At 63.1% G+C, this 17,752-nt stretch carries 17 protein-coding genes; 7 read left to right on the forward strand and 10 right to left on the reverse strand.

Translation table 11 applies throughout. The features are described 5' to 3' along the window. Positions 1-157: 157 nt before the first annotated feature. Positions 158-1,678: a cyclic nucleotide-binding domain-containing protein gene (locus FHT75_RS11855; RefSeq protein ID WP_063475985.1), complete on the forward strand. Its 1,521-nt coding sequence runs from the start codon at positions 158-160 to the stop codon at positions 1,676-1,678. 72 nt (positions 1,679-1,750) lie between these two features. On the opposite strand, the gene FHT75_RS11860 is transcribed toward FHT75_RS11855, so the two are convergent. The 3 genes from FHT75_RS11860 to FHT75_RS11870 all read right to left on the reverse strand — a co-directional run bounded on the left by FHT75_RS11860 (position 1,751) and on the right by FHT75_RS11870 (position 3,669). Beyond that, positions 1,751-1,975: a hypothetical protein gene (locus FHT75_RS11860; protein WP_063475984.1), complete on the reverse strand. Its 225-nt coding sequence runs from the start codon at positions 1,973-1,975 to the stop codon at positions 1,751-1,753. Beyond that, positions 1,972-2,724: a COG4280 domain-containing protein gene (locus FHT75_RS11865; RefSeq protein WP_183844786.1), complete on the reverse strand. Its 753-nt coding sequence runs from the start codon at positions 2,722-2,724 to the stop codon at positions 1,972-1,974. The genes FHT75_RS11860 and FHT75_RS11865 overlap by 4 nt, the downstream gene beginning before the upstream one ends. 207 nt (positions 2,725-2,931) lie before the next feature. Further along, positions 2,932-3,669, reverse strand: a complete 738-nt coding sequence (locus FHT75_RS11870) for a phosphatase PAP2 family protein (protein ID WP_183844858.1) — start codon at positions 3,667-3,669, stop codon at positions 2,932-2,934. A 192-nt stretch (positions 3,670-3,861) separates the two neighbouring features. On the opposite strand from FHT75_RS11870, the gene FHT75_RS11875 reads away from it, so the two are divergent. Next, entirely contained in the window at positions 3,862-4,404 is a 543-nt protein-coding gene (locus FHT75_RS11875) for a hypothetical protein (protein WP_183844785.1), read from the forward strand. A 5-nt stretch (positions 4,405-4,409) separates the two neighbouring features. Here the strand turns inward: FHT75_RS11875 and hutH (FHT75_RS11880) are convergent, their stop codons facing one another. The 5 genes from hutH (FHT75_RS11880) to FHT75_RS11900 all read right to left on the reverse strand — a co-directional run bounded on the left by hutH (FHT75_RS11880) (position 4,410) and on the right by FHT75_RS11900 (position 9,085). Then, positions 4,410-5,900, reverse strand: a complete 1,491-nt coding sequence (gene hutH, locus FHT75_RS11880) for a histidine ammonia-lyase (RefSeq protein WP_183844784.1) — start codon at positions 5,898-5,900, stop codon at positions 4,410-4,412. Next, the gene (locus tag FHT75_RS11885; protein WP_183844783.1) at positions 5,897-6,673 is read right to left on the reverse strand and encodes an ABC transporter ATP-binding protein; all 777 of its coding nucleotides are present in this window, start codon (positions 6,671-6,673) and stop codon (positions 5,897-5,899) included. The genes hutH (FHT75_RS11880) and FHT75_RS11885 overlap by 4 nt, the downstream gene beginning before the upstream one ends. Positions 6,674-6,696: 23 nt before the next feature. Continuing rightward, on the reverse strand, positions 6,697-7,401 hold the full coding sequence (locus FHT75_RS11890) for an ABC transporter permease (RefSeq protein WP_028759049.1): 705 nt from the start codon (positions 7,399-7,401) through the stop codon (positions 6,697-6,699). Positions 7,402-7,411: 10 nt separating this feature from the next. Then, the gene (locus FHT75_RS11895) at positions 7,412-8,137 is read right to left on the reverse strand and encodes an ABC transporter permease (protein ID WP_183844782.1); all 726 of its coding nucleotides are present in this window, start codon (positions 8,135-8,137) and stop codon (positions 7,412-7,414) included. A gap of 105 nt (positions 8,138-8,242) precedes the next feature. Beyond that, the gene (locus FHT75_RS11900) at positions 8,243-9,085 is read right to left on the reverse strand and encodes a transporter substrate-binding domain-containing protein (protein ID WP_127430027.1); all 843 of its coding nucleotides are present in this window, start codon (positions 9,083-9,085) and stop codon (positions 8,243-8,245) included. A gap of 196 nt (positions 9,086-9,281) precedes the next feature. On the opposite strand from FHT75_RS11900, the gene hutC (FHT75_RS11905) reads away from it, so the two are divergent. Continuing rightward, positions 9,282-10,037: a histidine utilization repressor gene (gene hutC / locus FHT75_RS11905; protein ID WP_028757215.1), complete on the forward strand. Its 756-nt coding sequence runs from the start codon at positions 9,282-9,284 to the stop codon at positions 10,035-10,037. Positions 10,038-10,071: 34 nt separating this feature from the next. Here hutC (FHT75_RS11905) and hutC (FHT75_RS11910) read toward each other — a convergent pair whose 3' ends face one another. Next, positions 10,072-10,794 carry a histidine utilization repressor gene (gene hutC / locus FHT75_RS11910; protein ID WP_028757214.1) on the reverse strand — a complete coding sequence of 241 codons (723 nt, stop codon included), beginning with the start codon at positions 10,792-10,794 and terminating at the stop codon, positions 10,072-10,074. A gap of 119 nt (positions 10,795-10,913) precedes the next feature. Beyond that, positions 10,914-12,260, reverse strand: coding sequence for a formimidoylglutamate deiminase (locus FHT75_RS11915; protein WP_183844781.1), 1,347 nt, complete (start codon positions 12,258-12,260; stop codon positions 10,914-10,916). Positions 12,261-12,382: 122 nt separating this feature from the next. On the opposite strand from FHT75_RS11915, the gene hutI reads away from it, so the two are divergent. Genes hutI through hutU form a run of 4 tightly spaced genes read left to right on the forward strand, consistent with a single transcriptional unit; the run spans position 12,383 to position 17,751 of the window. Then, on the forward strand, positions 12,383-13,645 hold the full coding sequence (gene hutI, locus FHT75_RS11920; protein WP_183844780.1) for an imidazolonepropionase: 1,263 nt from the start codon (positions 12,383-12,385) through the stop codon (positions 13,643-13,645). Beyond that, complete coding sequence (gene hutH / locus FHT75_RS11925; RefSeq protein ID WP_183844779.1) at positions 13,642-15,177, forward strand: histidine ammonia-lyase; 1,536 nt, start codon at positions 13,642-13,644, stop codon at positions 15,175-15,177. Before hutI ends, hutH (FHT75_RS11925) begins: the two co-directional genes overlap by 4 nt. 52 nt (positions 15,178-15,229) lie before the next feature. After that, on the forward strand, positions 15,230-16,033 hold the full coding sequence (gene hutG, locus FHT75_RS11930) for an N-formylglutamate deformylase (protein WP_028757210.1): 804 nt from the start codon (positions 15,230-15,232) through the stop codon (positions 16,031-16,033). Positions 16,034-16,077: 44 nt separating this feature from the next. Continuing rightward, entirely contained in the window at positions 16,078-17,751 is a 1,674-nt protein-coding gene (hutU, locus tag FHT75_RS11935; RefSeq protein ID WP_183844778.1) for a urocanate hydratase, read from the forward strand. Position 17,752: the final 1 nt, after the last annotated feature.

Below are 17,752 nucleotides of genomic sequence, written 5' to 3' on the forward strand. Positions count from 1 at the left end.
CGGCGCTGGCGCTATTTTAAGGTTGCCTCGCAGCCGGATTGGAAGTCAGGATGCGGCGAAGCCGTCTAGACGCGCTTTGGAATTCAATAGCGAGCCATGATGTTGCACGAAAACCGCTCACACTCTTCGGCATCATGCTCCGGCAAATGGACGGTCGATGCTTGATACTCTCACTTGGTCCGCAGTGCTTGCCGATCCCATCGTCCAGGCCGGGACCCTGGCAGTGGTCGGCGCGGTCGTTACGCGCATAGCGCTTCGGCCCTTCCCGAGCTGGAAGCTTGCCGGCCAGGTGTTTTTTTTCGCGGTACTGACCGTCCTGCTGCTCTATCACGACATCGTGCCCTACGAAGTTGGGCCGACGCCCGCATCGACCTTCGAACGCGTCTTCATCGCCCTTGCCAAGGTGGTCTGGTGGATCAATGCCGCCTGGGCACTGATCGCCTTCGTTCGCGTCTTCCTGATCTTCGAGCGGCAACCGCGCGAAGGTCGCCTCGTTCAGGATCTGGTCATCGGCCTGATCTATCTCGGCGCGATCCTCTCGGTGGTCGCTTACGTCTTCAGCTTTCCCGTCGGCACGCTAATCGCCACCTCGGGTGTCTTTGCCATCATCCTCGGCCTTGCGATGCAAAGCACCCTGAGCGACGTCTTTTCGGGCATCGCGCTCAATCTCGGCCGGCCATATACGATCGGCGACTGGATCGTGCTGAATGATGGCATCGAAGGCCGTGTCGTCGAAACCAACTGGCGTTCCACCCATCTGCTGAACGGCTCGAACGACCTCGTCGTCCTACCCAACAGCTTCCTCGCCAAGGTCGGGCTGACCAATCTCAGCAGTCCCGACCGCAGCCACGGGGCGACGCTGATGGTCCGCGTCGTGCCGACGATCGGGCCGTCGGCGATCGTCGACGTCATGCGCACAGTCCTTTTGAGCAGCAACTCGATCCTGACCGAACCGAAACCCGGCGTGCAGATCAAATCGCTTACATCGGATGCAATGGAACTGGAACTCTCCTTCCGCGTCAGGGATATCGGCCAGGTCGGGCCAGCGAAGAACGAGATTTTTGACCTCATCTACCGTCACATCAAGGCCGCAGGCCTCACCTTGGCCCGACCGATCGATGCCGCGGGGCCGCTGCCCGACCGCCTGCAGTCGGAGGAGATGGCGAAGCCGCACCGGCCGACGCCGCTCAAGCTTCTCGACGCCATCCCGCTCTTTTTCTCGCTGACCGAAGACGAGAAGGAAACGCTCGCAGCATCGATGACGCGACGCACCTACAAGAAGGATGCCATCCTCATCGAACAGGGCGATACGGTCGCATCGCTGATGATCGTGCGCAGCGGCGCCCTTGTCGCCACGCGGCGGGAAGGCCACAAGGAAATCGAACTCGGCCGGCTGGCGCCGGGCGACTATTTCGGCGAAAGCGGACTGCTGATCGGCCTCGGCGAAGCCGCCAGCCTGCGGGCGCTGACCTTCGTCGTCGTCTATGAGATCGCCCAAGCAAGCCTGACGCCGCTGTTACACGACCGGCCAGGCATCGCCGAAGAACTTGCCGCCACCCTGTCGCGCCGAATCGAGACGGGCCAGCACTCCTTCGCAACTGAAGGCGCCACGCTGAACGGCGGCTCGGTGAGCTCGCTGGTGACGCGGATCCGCCATCTGTTCAAGGTGCCGCAGTAGCTCCCTAAATCAAAGAAACGGAGCATGACGTCGTCCGAAACCGCTTCACACTTTTCGGTATCATCATCCAGGCTATTTCCGCTGAAACTTCTTCCGCGCCGCGCGCATCACACTCTCGGCGAGGATCAGCAGGCAGCCGAGGAGAAGCAGAGCGGCGGCGAGCAACGCGTCGGTATGGGCGAATTTCACCAGCACGCCGACGACGGCGATCAGCAGCAGCGCCGCCAGCGCCAGCGCGCCGTCGTCGACGAACATGCCGAAGAATTCCTTGAACGCGACTTTAAGAATATTCGTCATGCGGCGACCTCGGCCTGGGCGTTGAAATACTGGCGCAGCACCCGGACCGCGGCGAAGGAAAAGACGGCGAGCACGGCAAGGATCGCCAGGAGCGAAAGGTCGGCGCCCGGCCACTCTGCACCGATGCCCTCGCCGACCCAGAATATGCCGAAGGCGCTGAGCAGCAGCCCGACGACGAATTTGAGGCTGTTCTCCGGAACCGCTGAAAGCGGTTTGTGCACGAAGAGGCCGATGATCAGCACCAGCAGGCAAGCCGCGGCAGCCCCAAGGCTGGCATAACCGATCATGCCATGTCCGGCGCCGGTGGCGATGACGATGAACACCACTTCGATCCCCTCGAGCAGCACGGCCTTGAAGGCCGCAATGCCCGCCAGCAAATTCGCGCGACGCTCTGCGGATTGGCGCCTCAGGCTATCCGTCTCGGCCGCAAAGGCTTTGTCCTCGTCGTGCAGCGCGATGAAGCCAGAAGCCCTGAGGATCGCCTTGCGCAACCAGCGCAGGCCGAAGAGAACGAGCAGTGTTCCGATGACGAACTGCATCAGTTCGACCGGAATGAGGCCGAGCAACGGACCGAGCGCCAGCACAAGAATGGCCAGAACGCCGAGCGCAAGACCGGTGCCGATGAAGGCCGGTCGCCAGCTTTGCGTGACGCCGACGGCAAGGATGATGGTGAAGGCTTCGACGACTTCGACGAAGGAGCCGAGAAATGCGGCCGTGACCGTCGAGGTGATCGTTGTCAGAGTGGCCATGGTTTTTGTCCATTATGCCGGCGGAGATCAAAGTGCTGTTGATGCCGCAACACTGTGCAACAGCTGCATGAAGGGGAAAAGGCATGCGCTGCCAAAGATTGTGCATGAAGGGCATTGAAGCACGACATCGAAAATCTGAAAGCGGATCGGCCCTGATCGACATCCCCTGTCTCTCCGCCACCTACGCGATGGACGAGACTGGGAGGACTACCTGCTGTCACCATTTTCAGCCTTGGCGGCATCGTCAGGGGCACGGCTTGGAACAAACTGCTTCGAGATCAGCCAACAGCCAAGCGCCCAGAGCGCGCCGGCGCACCATCCGGCGAAGACGTCCGTGGGGTAATGAACACCGAGATAGATGCGGCTCAAACCGACGATGACGGCGAGGAAGACGCCGGCGCCCATGACAAAGATCCGCGTCGACCGGTAACGCTGTGTCCGCGCCAGCAGCGCCCCAAGCGTCAGATAGGTCACTGCCGAAACCATCGCATGCCCGGAGGGAAAACTGAGATCGCTCACTTCGACCAGGTGCGGCACGATATCGGGCCGCGGTCGGGCCACAAGGATCTTCAGCAGCGTGCTTGCCAGCCAGCCTGTCAGCACCGAGGAAAAGACGAAGATCGCAATCGGCCAGCGCCGATCAAGCAGAAGATAGACGGTGACGAGAACCGTCATCAGCGAGAGAATAGTAACGCCGCCGAGGCTGGTGATATCGTCGACGGCATGTGTCAGCCAGGCGGGCCCGATCGGCACGGCAAGTTCGCCTGGTCGTCGCAACGCCAGCAGGATCGCTTCGTCGAAGCGGAATGTCTCGCCCTCCAGGACTTCGCTCGTCAATCGCTGGAGCACGAATAGCCCACCCGCAACGGATGCCAGCACAATGAGCGTCAGCGGCTCATAGGCGGTAAGCCGTGCCAAAAATCCGCGTCGTTGAACCTCGGACATACCTGTCATCAAACTCCGTTCACATGTTGTCGTCCCCCGCCAGATTGGCAATGCAAACCCAGGATTCAAGACCTTGCGGCATTCAAAGACGTTCCCACGGACCGCCGCCGCCGGATCTCCGAGCACTTGGTAGCAAAAGCTCAACCTTCTTTTGCTATCGCTGGAGCCGATTGCGTTGGAGATGGTTCGGCGATGAAAATTCTCACTGCGATGATCCTGATGGCCGCCGCCCTGCAGCCGGTTTCTGCCTTGGGCGAGACCGAATGGATGGGCGGCGCGAGACAATGGTCGGTGGGTTTTGCAAGCGAGAGCCCGCCCTATTGCCGCCTGCGGTGGGACAGCGAACTCGGCAAAACGATGGAATTCCGCCAGAGCGCCACCGAGACCTTCTGGCTGGTGGCAAAGAACAGCTGGGACATTCCGGCCGACACCAAGACCGAGGTGACGCTGACCGATCGCAATTTGACGAAAGTCGTCGCCGCCGAATTCTTCGACAAGACCACGCTCCGCCTCTGGCCTCCGGCGAGCAAAGGAATCGGCGGACTGAAGAAGATCATCAAGAATTCCTTTGCCGGAACCCCTGACGTGCAGCTGACCTTTGCCGGCGACGAAGGCGACTGGACGCTGCCGCTATCGCGTGTGGACCAGCTCTATCCGACCTATCTCCAATGCCTCAAACGCCTCGAGGCGGGCGGAAAGCCCAAACAGGATTCAGAAACCAGCAAGCCGTTCTGACGAGATCAGTCGAGCGGCGGCGCTGTCTCGCGGATCAGGCCGCGCACCGCCTCGATATCGCCGTTGAGCGGCCGCTCGTCGCCATAATGGGAAACATGCTGCCGCACCGCCTGGTAGACAAGGTCAGTGCCGGCCGCCCGCGGCGCCGTCGCCGCCAGGAAATCATGCGCCTGGGCCGCCGCCATCAGCTCGATCGCCAGGATATATTCGGCATTGTCGATGACGGCGAGCAGCTTGCCGGCGGCAGCTGTGGGATGCGCCAGGAAATCCTCCTGCAGGCCGGAGGTCAGCCCGCCGTCCATCGCCGCGGGTGCGGCAAGCCGGCGGTTTTCGTTGCTGAGTGCCGCCGCAGTATATTGGGCGATCATGAAGCCGGAATGGCTGCCGGCATCACTCGCCAAAAAGGGCGGCAGACCGCTGACCAGCGGATTGACGAGCCGATCCATGCGCCGTTCGCTGATCGCGCCGATCTGCGCGAGCGCAATCGCCAGGCTGTCAGCCGCCTGACCGAGCGCCGGGGCGACCGCATGCGCCTCGGAGGAGACGATTGGCTGTTCCGGCGTGCCTGACACAGCCGGGTTGTCGGTCACCGAGGCAAGCTCCTGATCGGCGATGCGGGCGGAACTGTCGAAAACGTCACGGGCGGCGCCATGGGCATGCGGCACCGAACGGAGGCTGAGCGCATCCTGGGTGCGCCGGCCGAAAGCGGCGGCGACAAGGCCGCTGCCGTGGAGCCGCGCACGCAGCGTCGCTCCCACCTTCTCTATGCCGGCCGATGGGCGCAAAGCCAGCACCGCTGCGTCGAAGGCGGCGATCTGGCAGCCTGCCGCTTCCAGCGTCAGCGCCGCGATCGCATCGGCCCAGTCGAGCAGCCGTTCGGCGCGGGAAAGTGCAACGGCCGTCAAGCCGGTGGCGCAGGCCGTACCGTTGACCAGGCTCAAGCCCTCCTTGGCGCCGAGCACCAATGGTTCGAGGCCGATCGCGGCAAGCGCCTCGCGGCCGCTCAGGCGCCGGCCGTCCAGGTGAGCGCTGCCTTCGCCGATCAGAACCAGCGCGGTATGGGCATTGTGGGTGAGGTAACCCGCCGAGCCTTTCGACGGCACGTCGGGAATGCAATCATGTTCCAGCATGGCCGTGAGATGCGCGACAATCTCGCGCCGCACGCCGGAATGGCCATGGGCAAAATTGGCAATCTGGGCTGCGATGATGGCGCGCACCTCGCGGGCATCAAGCAATGGCCCGACGCCGCAGGCATGGCTGAGCACGATGCTGCGCGACAACAGGCTCTGCGAGGCACGATCGACCACCGTATCGGCGAGTGCCCCGACGCCGGTGTTGACGCCATAGGCGCGCACGCCCGTCTCGACGATGCGCGCGACGATGCGGCTTGCCTGCTCGACCCGCGCCCAGGCGGCGGGCGACAGCGACAGCGCCTCCCCTGCCCCGACGCGCGCGACATCGCGCCAGGTCAGCAATGCATCGATGGTGATCGTCATTGACCGCTTCCGAAATGGCCGATGAACTGGCGGAAAGCGGGTGTGGCGCCGCCGGTGAACATGTCGTCCGGCTTGCCGCTGCTTTCGATCAACCCTTCGCGCATGAAGACGACGCGGTTCGAGACGTTGCGGGCAAAGCTCATCTCATGGGTGACGACGAGCATGGTCATGCCCTCCTCGGCCAGCGCGCGCATGACACGCAGCACCTCGCCGACAAGCTCCGGATCCAGCGCCGAGGTCGGCTCGTCGAACAGCATGACCTTCGGTTTCATCGCCAGCGCCCGGGCGATGGCGGCGCGCTGCTGCTGGCCGCCGGAGAGATGGGCGGGATAGGCGTGGCGTTTGTCGGCGATCCCAACCTTTTCGAGCAGCGCTTCGGCCTCGGCGATGCAATCGGCCCGCGGCCGCTTCAGAACGTGGATCGGTCCTTCGATGACGTTCTGCAGGATCGTCATGTGGGACCAGAGATTGAAGGACTGGAACACCATGCCGAGTTCGGAGCGGATATGGTCCACCTGCTTCTGGCTGGCGGGTTTGCTCTTCCCGTTCTGGTGAACCATTTGAATATGCTCGCCGTCGACCCAGATCTCGCCGTCGCTGGCGGTTTCGAGCAGGTTGATGCAGCGCAGGAAGGTCGATTTGCCGGAGCCGGAAGCGCCGAGCAGCGAAATCACATCGCCGTCTTCGGCATCGAGGGAAATGCCGCGCAGGACCTCGTGCGTACCGAAGCTCTTGCGGATATTGCGGACCGAAAGTCGGGTGACGCCTGGCATGAGTGCTCCAATGGTTAGGCCGCTTACGCCTTCAGCGCCTGCGGAATGGCGCGGCGATGTCGGGACAGCGAATATTCGAGCAAGGCCATGCCCTGCAGGATGATGAAGTTCAGGACGAGATAGATGATCGCCGCGCAGAGGAAGACTTCCATCGTGCGGTAGGTCTGCGAGATCAGCCGCTGGGCCACACCGGTGACCTCCCAGACGGTGACGAGGCTTGCGAGCGCCGTCGACTTCATCATCAGCACGATCTCGGTGGAATAGGCCGGCAGCGCATGGCGGAAGGCAATCGGCGCCAGGATGCGGCGCACCAGCAGGAAGCCAGACATGCCGATCGAGCGCGCCGCCTCTATCTCCTTCGGCGAGACGGCACGGATGCCGCCGCGGAAGATCTCGGCCGTGTAGCCGGCCGTGCAGAGCGCCAGCGACAGCACGGCGCAGACCATCGGCTCACGCAGGAACGGCCAGAGGAAGGAGTAACGGATGACGCCGAACTGGCCGAGGCCGTAGAACACCAGGAACATCTGGATCAAGAGCGGCGAGCCACGGAAGACGAAGATGTAACCCTTGGCGAAGCCCGAAAGCACCGGATTGCCGCTGACCCGCATCCAGACGATGACGAGCGCCAGCAGGCCGCCGCAGAGGATCGACAGGGAAAACAGGATGAGCGTTGTCGGTACGGCCTTGAGCAGGGTGACCATGGTCGAGGCGATGAAGGTGAAATCCATCATTCCCTCCTTACGCCTGGCCCATGGCGGATGCCGGCATGCTGCGGTTGGCGCGGCGCTCCGCCCCGTTGAAGATGCGGTCCGAAAGGCTGGTCAGGATCAGGTAGAGGCAGCCGCCGGCGATGAAGAACAGGAAATATTGCCGGGTCGAGCCCGCCGCCACCTGGCTGGTGCGCATCAATTCGGCAAGGCCGGTGACGGAGACCAGCGCCGAATCCTTGAGACTGAGCTGCCAGACATTGCCGAGGCCGGGAATGGCCAGGCGAAGCACCTGCGGCATGATGATGCGGCGAAAGCGCAGGCCGCGATGCATGCCGATCGCCGAGGCCGCTTCGAGTTCGCCCTTGGAGATGGCGAGGAAGGCGCCGCGGAATACCTCCGCCTGGTAGGAGCCGGAAATGATGCCGACGGCAAGCGCGCCGGCGATGAATGAAGGCAGACCGAGGAAGCCCTCGTAACCCATCGCCTGGCCGATTGAGGTGACGGCCGAGGAGCCGCCGAAATAGATGAGATAGATGATCAGCAGTTCGGGAACGCCGCGAAATACGGTCGTATAGACGTTGCCGAGCGTGACGAGAACAAGATTGCCGGAGAGTTTTGCCACCGCGACGGTGGCGCCGAGCACGGCGCCAATCGCCAGCGCCGTCGCCGTCACAGCCAGCGTCATCAAGGCGGCGGCAATGAGCAGCGCGCCCCATCCGGTCGAGCCGAAGCCGAGCAGTTCCAAGCTTGCCATATCGTCCGTTCCCCGTCCGTGGCAGTGTTTTGCGGATTGACAATAACATGCTGTCTCCGGCGATAAAGCCGGAGACAGATGTTTGCGGCCCAAAGGCCGAAACGCTTATTCCTGCGGGCTGACGTCGACCTGGAACCACTTCATCGACAGGTTCTTGACCGTACCGTCGGCAAGCGTCGACTTGATCGCTTCGTTGAACTTGTCGCGCAGGTCCGTATCGGCCTTGCGGATGCCGAGGCCTTCGCCCTCGCCCCAGATCGAGCCGACGATCTCGGGGCCGGTGAAGGCGAGCGTGTCGTTGGCGGTCTTGAACGCGTTGGCGAAATAGACGGCATCGTCGAAGCCGAGGTCGATGCGACCGTTCTGCAGGTCGAGGTCGCGGTCGGCGCCGGTCTTGTATTCGCGGATTTCGGCAATATCGCCGAAATTGTCATAGACGAACTTGGCGTAGACGGTCGCCGCTTGGATGCCGATCGTCTTGCCCTTGAAGGCTGCCTTCAGCGCGTCGATCTCCTTCACGCCGGTCTGGCCGGGCGTCATCTTGATCGTGGCGCCGGTGCCGGCGGCCTTTGCCAGCGGGCTGTCCTTGGCGGTTGCGAAGGCGGCAGGGGTGGCGGCATAGGGAATGGTGAAATCGATCACCTGTTTGCGCTCTTCGGTGATCGACAGCGCATCCATGATGACGTCGAACTTGCCGGCGTTGAGCGCCGGGATCATGCCGTCCCAGTCTGAAGCAACCAACGTGCACTCAATCTTGGCGCGCTCGCACAGCACCTTGGCGAGTTCGGGCTCGAAACCGCCGAGCGTGCCGTCGGCATTGGTGAGGTTCCAGGGCGCATAGGCACCTTCGAGCGTGATGGTCGCCTTCGTCCAGTCCTTGGAAAAGGCAGGCACGGCAAAAGCGGAAAAAGCCGCCACGCCGCAAAACAGGATTGCGCTAAATTTCATTTGTGAATTCTCCTCTGGAGTTGAAACAGACCTTGCGGCACCACGGCCGATCTGCGCCGGCTTGCCCTTTCCCGTCCTATTTCTGTTTTAAGGACCGATTGGGAGGTTGTATATGGTACCATATGAGATATTTTGTGATATGCAAGAGGAAAGTCGCTTTATGCGGCGAATTCCCTTCGTGCAAAAGGAATAGGCAATGAAGCGTTCCGGCGAGATGAAGCGCGAACTGGCGGAAAATGACAGCACGCCGCTCTATGCCGGCGTCAAGCAGGTGATCCTCGACCGCATCCACAGCGGCGAGTGGCCGCCGAAATACCGCGTGCCGTCGGAAAACGAGCTGGTCGTCGAGCTGGGCGTCAGCAAAATGACCGCCAACCGGGCGCTGCGCGAACTTGCCAACGAGGGCGAACTCGTCCGCATCCAGGGCGTCGGCTCCTTCGTCGCCGAGCGCAAGGGTTATTCGGCGCTGTTCGAGGTCCGCAACATCGCCGAGGAAATCGCCGAACGCGGTCATGTCCACGAAGCCTCCGTCGTCGTTCTCGCTCAGGAAACAGCCTCTCCCGAGGTTGCCGACGCGCTGGAACTGCCGATTGGCGCTGCGGTTTTCCACTCGCTGATCGTCCACAGCGAAAACGGCGTTCCGGTGCAGATCGAGGACCGTTTCGTTCATCCGGAGGCGGCCCCGGAATATCTCGACCAGGATTTTTCGACACTGACGCCGAACGCCTATCTGACGGCCGCAGCCCCGCTCAGCGGTTCAGAGCATGTCGTCGAGGCGGCGATGCCGCAGGCCTGGGAATGCAAGTTGCTTACCATCATGAAGAGCGAACCCTGCCTGACGATCCGCCGGCGCACATGGTCGGCAAAACAGGTAGTATCGACCGCCCGCCTCGTCTATCCCGGCCACCGCTACCGGCTGGAAGCGCGCAGCGGCAAGATGTTCGAGGAATGAAAGCAGCGGCCATGTTGTATATGGAACATGGCCCTTATTGTGACGCCGGCGTGAACCGTGCCACCAGCGCGTGACGATCGCCCGGATAGGTGAAGCGCACATGCGTCACCGGCCCGGCGCCGCTCCAGGTGCGGCGTTCGACCACGAGACAGGCGGTGTTGCGTGCTATATCGAGCGCTGCGGCCACTTCGGCATTGGCGGAGACGGCATGGATCCGGTGTTCGGCCGTACTCCAGGGCACCTGGTTGAGCAGCCAGGGACCCGGCGCCATCGCCAGGAAATCGGCATTGGCCGCCTCCGGCACCGTCGCAAGGCTGATCAGTCGCTCCTCCAGGCAAAAGGGCCGCGCGCCGGCATTGTGGATGCAGACGACCTCGACGACCGAGGACGCCACAGGCAGTTCCAGCCGGCGGCTGTCGTCCGCCTTGGCCTTGCGGCTCGTCTTCTTCGATACCGCATAGGAGTAGGGCAGGTTCAGCGACTGCACCTCGGCCTTGATGTCGTGGATTTCGAGAACGGCCGATTGCGCCTGCGGCTGGGTGACGAAGCTGCCGGACTTCTTGCGCCGCTCGATGAGGCCGGCCTTGGCAAGCTGGGTCAGCACCTTGTTCACCGTCATGCGCGAACAGTCGTAGTGCGTGGCGAGATCGACCTCGAAGGGAATACGGTGCCCCGGCGGCCATTCGCCTGAGACGATATGGCCCTCGATGTCGCTCAGGATGCGCTGATGCAAGGTGGGATCCCTGCTTTGGTCCATTACCACGCTCCGGTTGGCTCCCGCTATCTCTTTGTTTTAGCGCAATTCCGGACGCAAACCGCTACGCACTTTTGCTGGAATTGCTCTAATTCGAATATCGGGATGGGAAAAGCTCTTTTTCAGGCGGCAAGCAATTCGCCCATTGCGGCCAGGAACCGCCGGTCGATAGCGTCGCGTTCACGGTGGCGACCGCCTTCCACTTGCTTGCGGCCGCGCGCCCAGACGCAATCGACGGAAACGCCGCCGGCAAACAGCCAGTGGTCGAGGATCTGATCACCCGCGAGATAGGGAACGGCTGAAATATCGAGCGAAACGATATCGGCGTGATGGCCCTTGGCGAGACCTGCCGGCGCTTTCAGCGCGGCACCGCCGCCGGCAAGCGCGTGTGTGAACAGCGAAAGCGCCGTCGAACCGCCGGGGGCTGCGACGACATTGCGGGCGCGAAGCGCCAGGCGCTGCGAATATTCGAGCTGGCGCAGTTCCTCCGGCACGGAGATCAGCACGTTGGAATCCGAGCCGATGCCGTAACGCCCGCCCTCTTGGAGGAAGAGTGGCGCGGCAAAGGCGCCGTCGCCGAGATTGGCTTCGGTGATCGGGCAGAGGCCGGCGATTGCGCCGCTTTTCGCCATTCGCCGCGTTTCGTCTTCGGTCATGTGCGTTGCATGGATCAGGCACCAGCGTTCATCCACGGGCGCATGATCGAGCAGCCATTCCACCGGCCGCGCGCCGGACCAGGCGATGCAGTCCTCGACCTCCTTCACCTGTTCGGCGACATGGATATGGATGGGACCGTCGCCAGCCATCGGCACGAGCCTCGTGAGCTCCTCGGGTGTCGCGGCGCGCAGGCTGTGCGGCGCCAGTCCGAGCTCGGCGCCATCGAGCCGGCCGGTCACTGCCCGGCATCCCTCCATCAGCCTTTCGAAGCTTTCGAGCGAATTGATGAAACGCCGCTGGCCGTCGATCGGCGCAGCGCCGCCAAAGCCGGAATGGGCGTAGAAGACCGGCAGCAATGTCAGGCCGATGCCGGTCTCTGCGCTGGCAGCGCCGATGCGTTCGGCAAGCTCGGCGATATTGTCGTAAGCGCTGCCATCCCTGTCATGGTGGAGATAGTGGAACTCGCCGACGCGGGAAAAGCCGGCTTCCAGCATTTCCGCATAAAGCTTGGCCGCGACGGCCTCGACATGCTCGGGCGTCATCGCCAGGGCAAACTTGTACATAACAGTGCGCCAGCTCCAGAAGCTGTCGTTGGCCGGGCCGCGCACTTCCGCAAGGCCGGCCATCGCCCGCTGGAAAGCATGGCTGTGCAGGTTCGCCATAGCGGGAACGAGCAGCGTGTGGCGTTCATCGCCCTGCTCGGGAGAAACGCCGATTTCGACCCGCGCGATGCGCCCGGCCTCGAGCGTCAGCCGTACATTCTTCTGCCAGCCTTCCGGCGTCAGCGCCGTGTCTGCGTGAAGCGTGGTCATCGCCTTCCCTCTCCTCTTGCCGCGCCGCCGATCTTTCTTTTCCAGAAAAGCGCGCAAAATTTCACTTGTCACCTGTTGATTATGTATATACATGTTTTGGCATAAGGAAAGGCGCAAAGCTGATGACCGGGAACAATTTTTCAGAGGAAGCCTCATCCGCCGACGTCAGGCCGGCGCTTTGGCGCAATGCGCGGCTCGCCACGCTTGCGCCTGGTAAAGAAGGGCTCGGCATCGTCGAAAAGGGCGCCGTGCTGATCGAGAATGGCCGCATCACCTTTGCCGGCGCCGAAAGCGATCTGTCCGCATCGGCCATCGAACATTCCGAGATCGTCGATCTCGAAGGCCGCTGGGTGACGCCCGGCCTCGTCGACTGCCACACCCATATCGTCCACGGCGGCAACCGCGCCCGCGAATTCGAAATGCGCCTTGCAGGCGCCACCTATGAAGAAGTCGCGCGCGCCGGCGGCGGCATCGTCTCCTCGGTGAAGGCGACCAATGCGCTGTCGGTCGAGGAGCTCGTCGCCGAGGCCCTGCCGCGACTCGACACACTGCTTGCCGAAGGCGTGACGACGATCGAGGTCAAGTCCGGTTACGGGCTGAACCGAACCGGCGAAGTGAAGATGCTGCAGAGCGCCCGCCTGCTCGGCCATATCAGACCGGTGCGCGTCGCCACCAGCTATCTCGGCGCCCATGCGACGCCGGTGGAATATAAGGGCCGCAACGGCGATTATCTCGATGATGTCGTCCTGCCAGGTCTCGACGATATGTTTAATCTCGGTCTCGCCGATGCCGTCGACGGCTTCTGCGAGGGCATCGCCTTTTCCACGACCGAGATCGCCCGCGTCTTCGACAAGGCCAAGGCGCTTGGCCTGCCGGTCAAGCTGCATGCCGAACAGCTCTCCAATCTCGGCGGCGCCAAGCTCGCTGCATCCTACGGCGCGCTTTCGGCCGATCACCTCGAATATCTCGACGAAGACGGCGTTGCGGCGATGGCCGCAGCCGGCACCGTCGCCGTGCTGCTGCCCGGCGCCTTCTACGCCATCCATGAGAAGCAGAAGCCGCCGATCGAAGCATTGCGGCGGGCAGGCGTGCCGATCGCAATCGCCACCGACTGCAATCCCGGCACCTCACCGCTCACCTCGATGCTGCTCACCATGAACATGTCGGCGACGCTCTTCGGCCTCACCGTCGAGGAATGCATCGCCGGCGCCACCCGCGAAGGCGCCCGTGCGCTCGGCCTGCTCGACAAGACAGGAACGATCGAGCCCGGCAAGTCCGCCGATCTCGCCGTCTGGAATACCGAAAGCCTCGCCGAACTCGTCTACCGCATCGGCTTCAACCCGCTTCACGCGCGTATCTTCAAGGGCGAAAGGAACGGTCGATGACCATCACGCTCCACCCGGGCTCCGTCTCGTTCAAGGATTTGGAAATCATCTATTGGACCGGCGAGCCGGCAAGGCTCGATCCCGCCTTCGATGCCGGCATCGCCAAGGCCGCCGCCCGCATCGCCGAGATCGCCGCCGGCAATGCCCCGGTCTACGGCATCAATACCGGCTTCGGCAAACTTGCCTCGATCAAGATCGACAGCGCCGATGTCGCGACGTTGCAGCGCAATCTCATCCTGTCGCACTGCTGCGGCGTCGGCGCGCCGCTGCCCGACAATATCGTCCGGCTGATCATGGCGCTGAAGCTGGTCTCGCTTGGCCGCGGCGCCTCCGGCGTGCGGCTGGAGCTGGTACGGCTAATCGAAGGCATGTTGGAAAAAGGCGTCATCCCGCTGATCCCGGAAAAAGGCTCGGTCGGCGCCTCCGGCGATCTTGCCCCGCTTGCCCATATGGCGGCGGTGATGATGGGCGAGGCCGAAGCCTTCTTCGCCGGCGAACGCCTCCCGGGCGCGCAAGCCCTCGAAAGGGCCGGGCTGAAACCGGTGGTGCTCGCCGCCAAGGAAGGCCTGGCGCTCATCAACGGCACCCAGACCTCGACGGCGCTGGCGCTGGCCGGCCTGTTCCGCGCCCATCGCGCCGCACAATCGGCCTTGATCACCGGCGCTATGTCCACCGATGCCGCCATGGGCTCTTCGGCACCCTTCCATCCCGATATTCATACTTTGCGTGGCCACAAGGGCCAGATCGATACGGCATCCGCCCTTCGCGCCCTGCTCGAAAACTCCATCATTCGCCAGAGCCATATCGAGGGCGACGAGCGCGTGCAGGATCCCTATTGCATCCGCTGCCAGCCACAGGTCGACGGCGCCTGCCTCGATCTGCTGCGCTCGGTCGCCCGCACGCTCGAAATCGAGGCCAACGCGGTCACCGACAATCCGCTGGTGCTGTCGGACAATTCCGTTGTATCCGGCGGCAATTTCCACGCCGAACCCGTCGCCTTCGCCGCCGACCAGATTGCGCTCGCCGTCTGCGAGATCGGCGCGATTTCGCAGCGCCGCATCGCGCTGCTGGTCGATCCCACCCTCTCCTACGGCCTGCCGGCCTTCCTCGCCAAGAAGCCGGGCTTGAACTCCGGCCTGATGATCGCCGAGGTCACCTCGGCGGCTTTGATGTCCGAGAACAAGCAGATGTCGCACCCGGCCTCAGTCGATTCGACGCCGACCTCGGCCAATCAGGAAGACCATGTCTCCATGGCCTGCCACGGCGCCCGCCGCCTGCTTGGGATGACCGAAAACCTGTTCGCCATCATCGGCATCGAGGCGCTGACCGCCGCCCAAGGCGTCGAACTGCGCGCGCCGCTGTCGACGAGCCCGGAACTGAGCAAGGCGATCGCCGCCATCCGCAGCAAGGTCCCGACCCTCGATACCGACCGCTACATGGCAAACGACCTCGCCGCCGCTGCCGAACTGGTGGCGACGGGCGCGCTGAACGCCTCGGTTTCAACAGGCATATTGCCGGTATTGGAGGGTTGATCGTGATGTATGTGCATTTGGGTATCGCCCGAGACACCGGAGCACTTTGCCCATGACCACACCATACGAAATCCGTCAGGGCACCTCGCCCGTCATCCTCGGCTTCCCCCACACCGGCACGTCAGTGCCGGCTGAGATCGCCGACCGTCTCAACGACAATGGCAGGATTCTCGCCGATACCGACTGGCACATCCACCACCTCTATGACGGGCTGCTCGACGACGTCACGGTCGTGCGGGCCACATTCCACCGCTACGTCATCGATGCCAACCGAGATCCGGCGGGCGTCAGCCTCTATCCCGGCCAGAACACCACCGGCCTCATTCCCGAAACGGATTTTGACGGCAAGGCGATCTGGAAGGATGGAAAGGGACCTGACGAGGCCGATATTGCGGCGCGGCTGCGGGATTTTCATGCGCCCTATCATGCAGCCCTTGCCGCCGAGATCGAGCGCGTGAGAGCGATCCATGGCGTCGCGATCCTTTACGATTGCCACTCGATCCGGTCCCACATTCCTTTCCTGTTCGAAGGAAAGCTGCCGGATTTCAATATCGGGACCGATATGGGCAAGACCTGCGACAGCGCCATCGAACAGGCGACGCTCACCGTCGTCGAAGCCGCCGAGGGGTACGACCGCGCGCTCAACGGCCGCTTCAAGGGCGGCTGGACGACACGCCATTATGGAAAGCCGGAAACCGGTGTGCACGCGATCCAGATGGAGCTTGCGCAATCGACGCATCTCCAGACCGAGGCACCGCCCTTTGCCTATGACGCCGCCAAGGCGGACAGGCTTCGCGTGCATCTCAAAGACATTCTGGTGCGCCTCGAACAGATCGCACCAGGCCTGAAACGCTGACGCCCGAAACCTGACGATTGAAACCTGAGAACAGGGGAACCGCCATGACCAATCCACGCCACAATATCCGTGAAATCCGCGCGCCCCGCGGCAACGATCTCAATGCCAAGAGCTGGATGACCGAAGCGCCGCTGCGCATGCTGATGAACAATCTCGATCCCGACGTCGCCGAAAATCCGAACGAACTCGTCGTCTATGGCGGCATCGGCCGCGCCGCCCGCACCTGGGAGGATTTCGACCGCATCGTCGCGACTCTGAAGACGCTGACGGAAGAAGAAACCCTGATCGTGCAATCCGGCAAGCCGGTCGGCGTCTTCCGCACCCACAAGGATGCGCCGCGCGTGCTGATCGCCAACTCCAACCTGGTGCCGCATTGGGCGACCTGGGATCATTTCAACGAGCTGGATAAGAAGGGCCTTGCCATGTACGGCCAGATGACGGCCGGCTCGTGGATCTATATCGGCACGCAGGGCATCGTCCAGGGCACCTACGAGACCTTCGTCGAGGCCGGCCGCCAGCACTACGGCGGCAATCTCAAGGGCAAATGGATCCTGACCGGCGGCCTCGGCGGCATGGGCGGCGCCCAGCCGCTCGCCGCCGTCATGGCCGGCGCCTGCTGCCTCGCCGTCGAATGCAATCCGGATTCGATCGATTTCCGGCTGCGCACCCGCTATGTCGACGCCAAAGCCGAGACGCTCGACGAAGCGCTTGCGATGATCGACCGCTGGACCAAGGCGGGCGAAGCCAAATCCGTCGGCCTGCTCGGCAACGCCGCCGAAATCCTGCCGGAAATGGTCCGCCGCGGCATTCGACCCGATATCGTCACCGACCAGACCTCGGCGCACGACCCGATCAACGGCTACCTGCCGAAGGGCTGGACGATGGCCGAATGGAAGGCCAAGCGCGAAAGCGATCCGAAGGCTGTCGAAAAAGCAGCGCGCGCCTCGATGCGCGAGCATGTCGAAGCGATGATCGCCTTCTGGAGCGCCGGTATTCCGACGCTCGACTACGGCAATAACATCCGCCAGGTCGCCAAGGAAGAAGGCTTGGAAAACGCCTTCGCCTTCCCGGGCTTCGTGCCGGCCTATATAAGACCGCTGTTTTGCCGCGGCATCGGTCCCTTCCGCTGGGCAGCCCTGTCAGGCGACCCGGAAGATATCTACAAGACAGATGCCAAGGTAAGGGAGCTGACGCCCGGGAATACCCACCTGCACAACTGGCTCGACATGGCCAGGGAACGCATCGCCTTTCAGGGTCTGCCAGCGCGCATCTGCTGGGTCGGGCTCGGCGACCGTCATCGCCTCGCTTTGGCCTTCAATGAAATGGTCAAGAACGGCGAGCTTTCCGCTCCGATCGTCATCGGCCGCGACCACCTCGATTCCGGCTCCGTCGCCTCGCCGAACCGCGAAACGGAAGCGATGAAGGACGGCTCCGATGCCGTCTCCGACTGGCCGCTTTTGAACGCCCTGCTCAACACCGCGTCGGGCGCCACCTGGGTATCCCTGCATCATGGCGGCGGCGTTGGCATGGGCTTCTCCCAGCACTCCGGCGTCGTCATTTGCGCGGATGGCACGGATGATGCGGCAAAGCGTCTCGAACGCGTGCTCTGGAACGATCCGGCGACCGGAGTCATGCGCCATGCCGATGCCGGCTATGAGATCGCCCTCGACTGCGCCCGGGAAAAGGGACTGCGCCTGCCCGGCATTCTCGGGAACTGAT

Source organism: Rhizobium sp. BK112 (assembly GCF_014193215.1).
Lineage (GTDB): Bacteria > Pseudomonadota > Alphaproteobacteria > Rhizobiales > Rhizobiaceae > Rhizobium > Rhizobium anhuiense.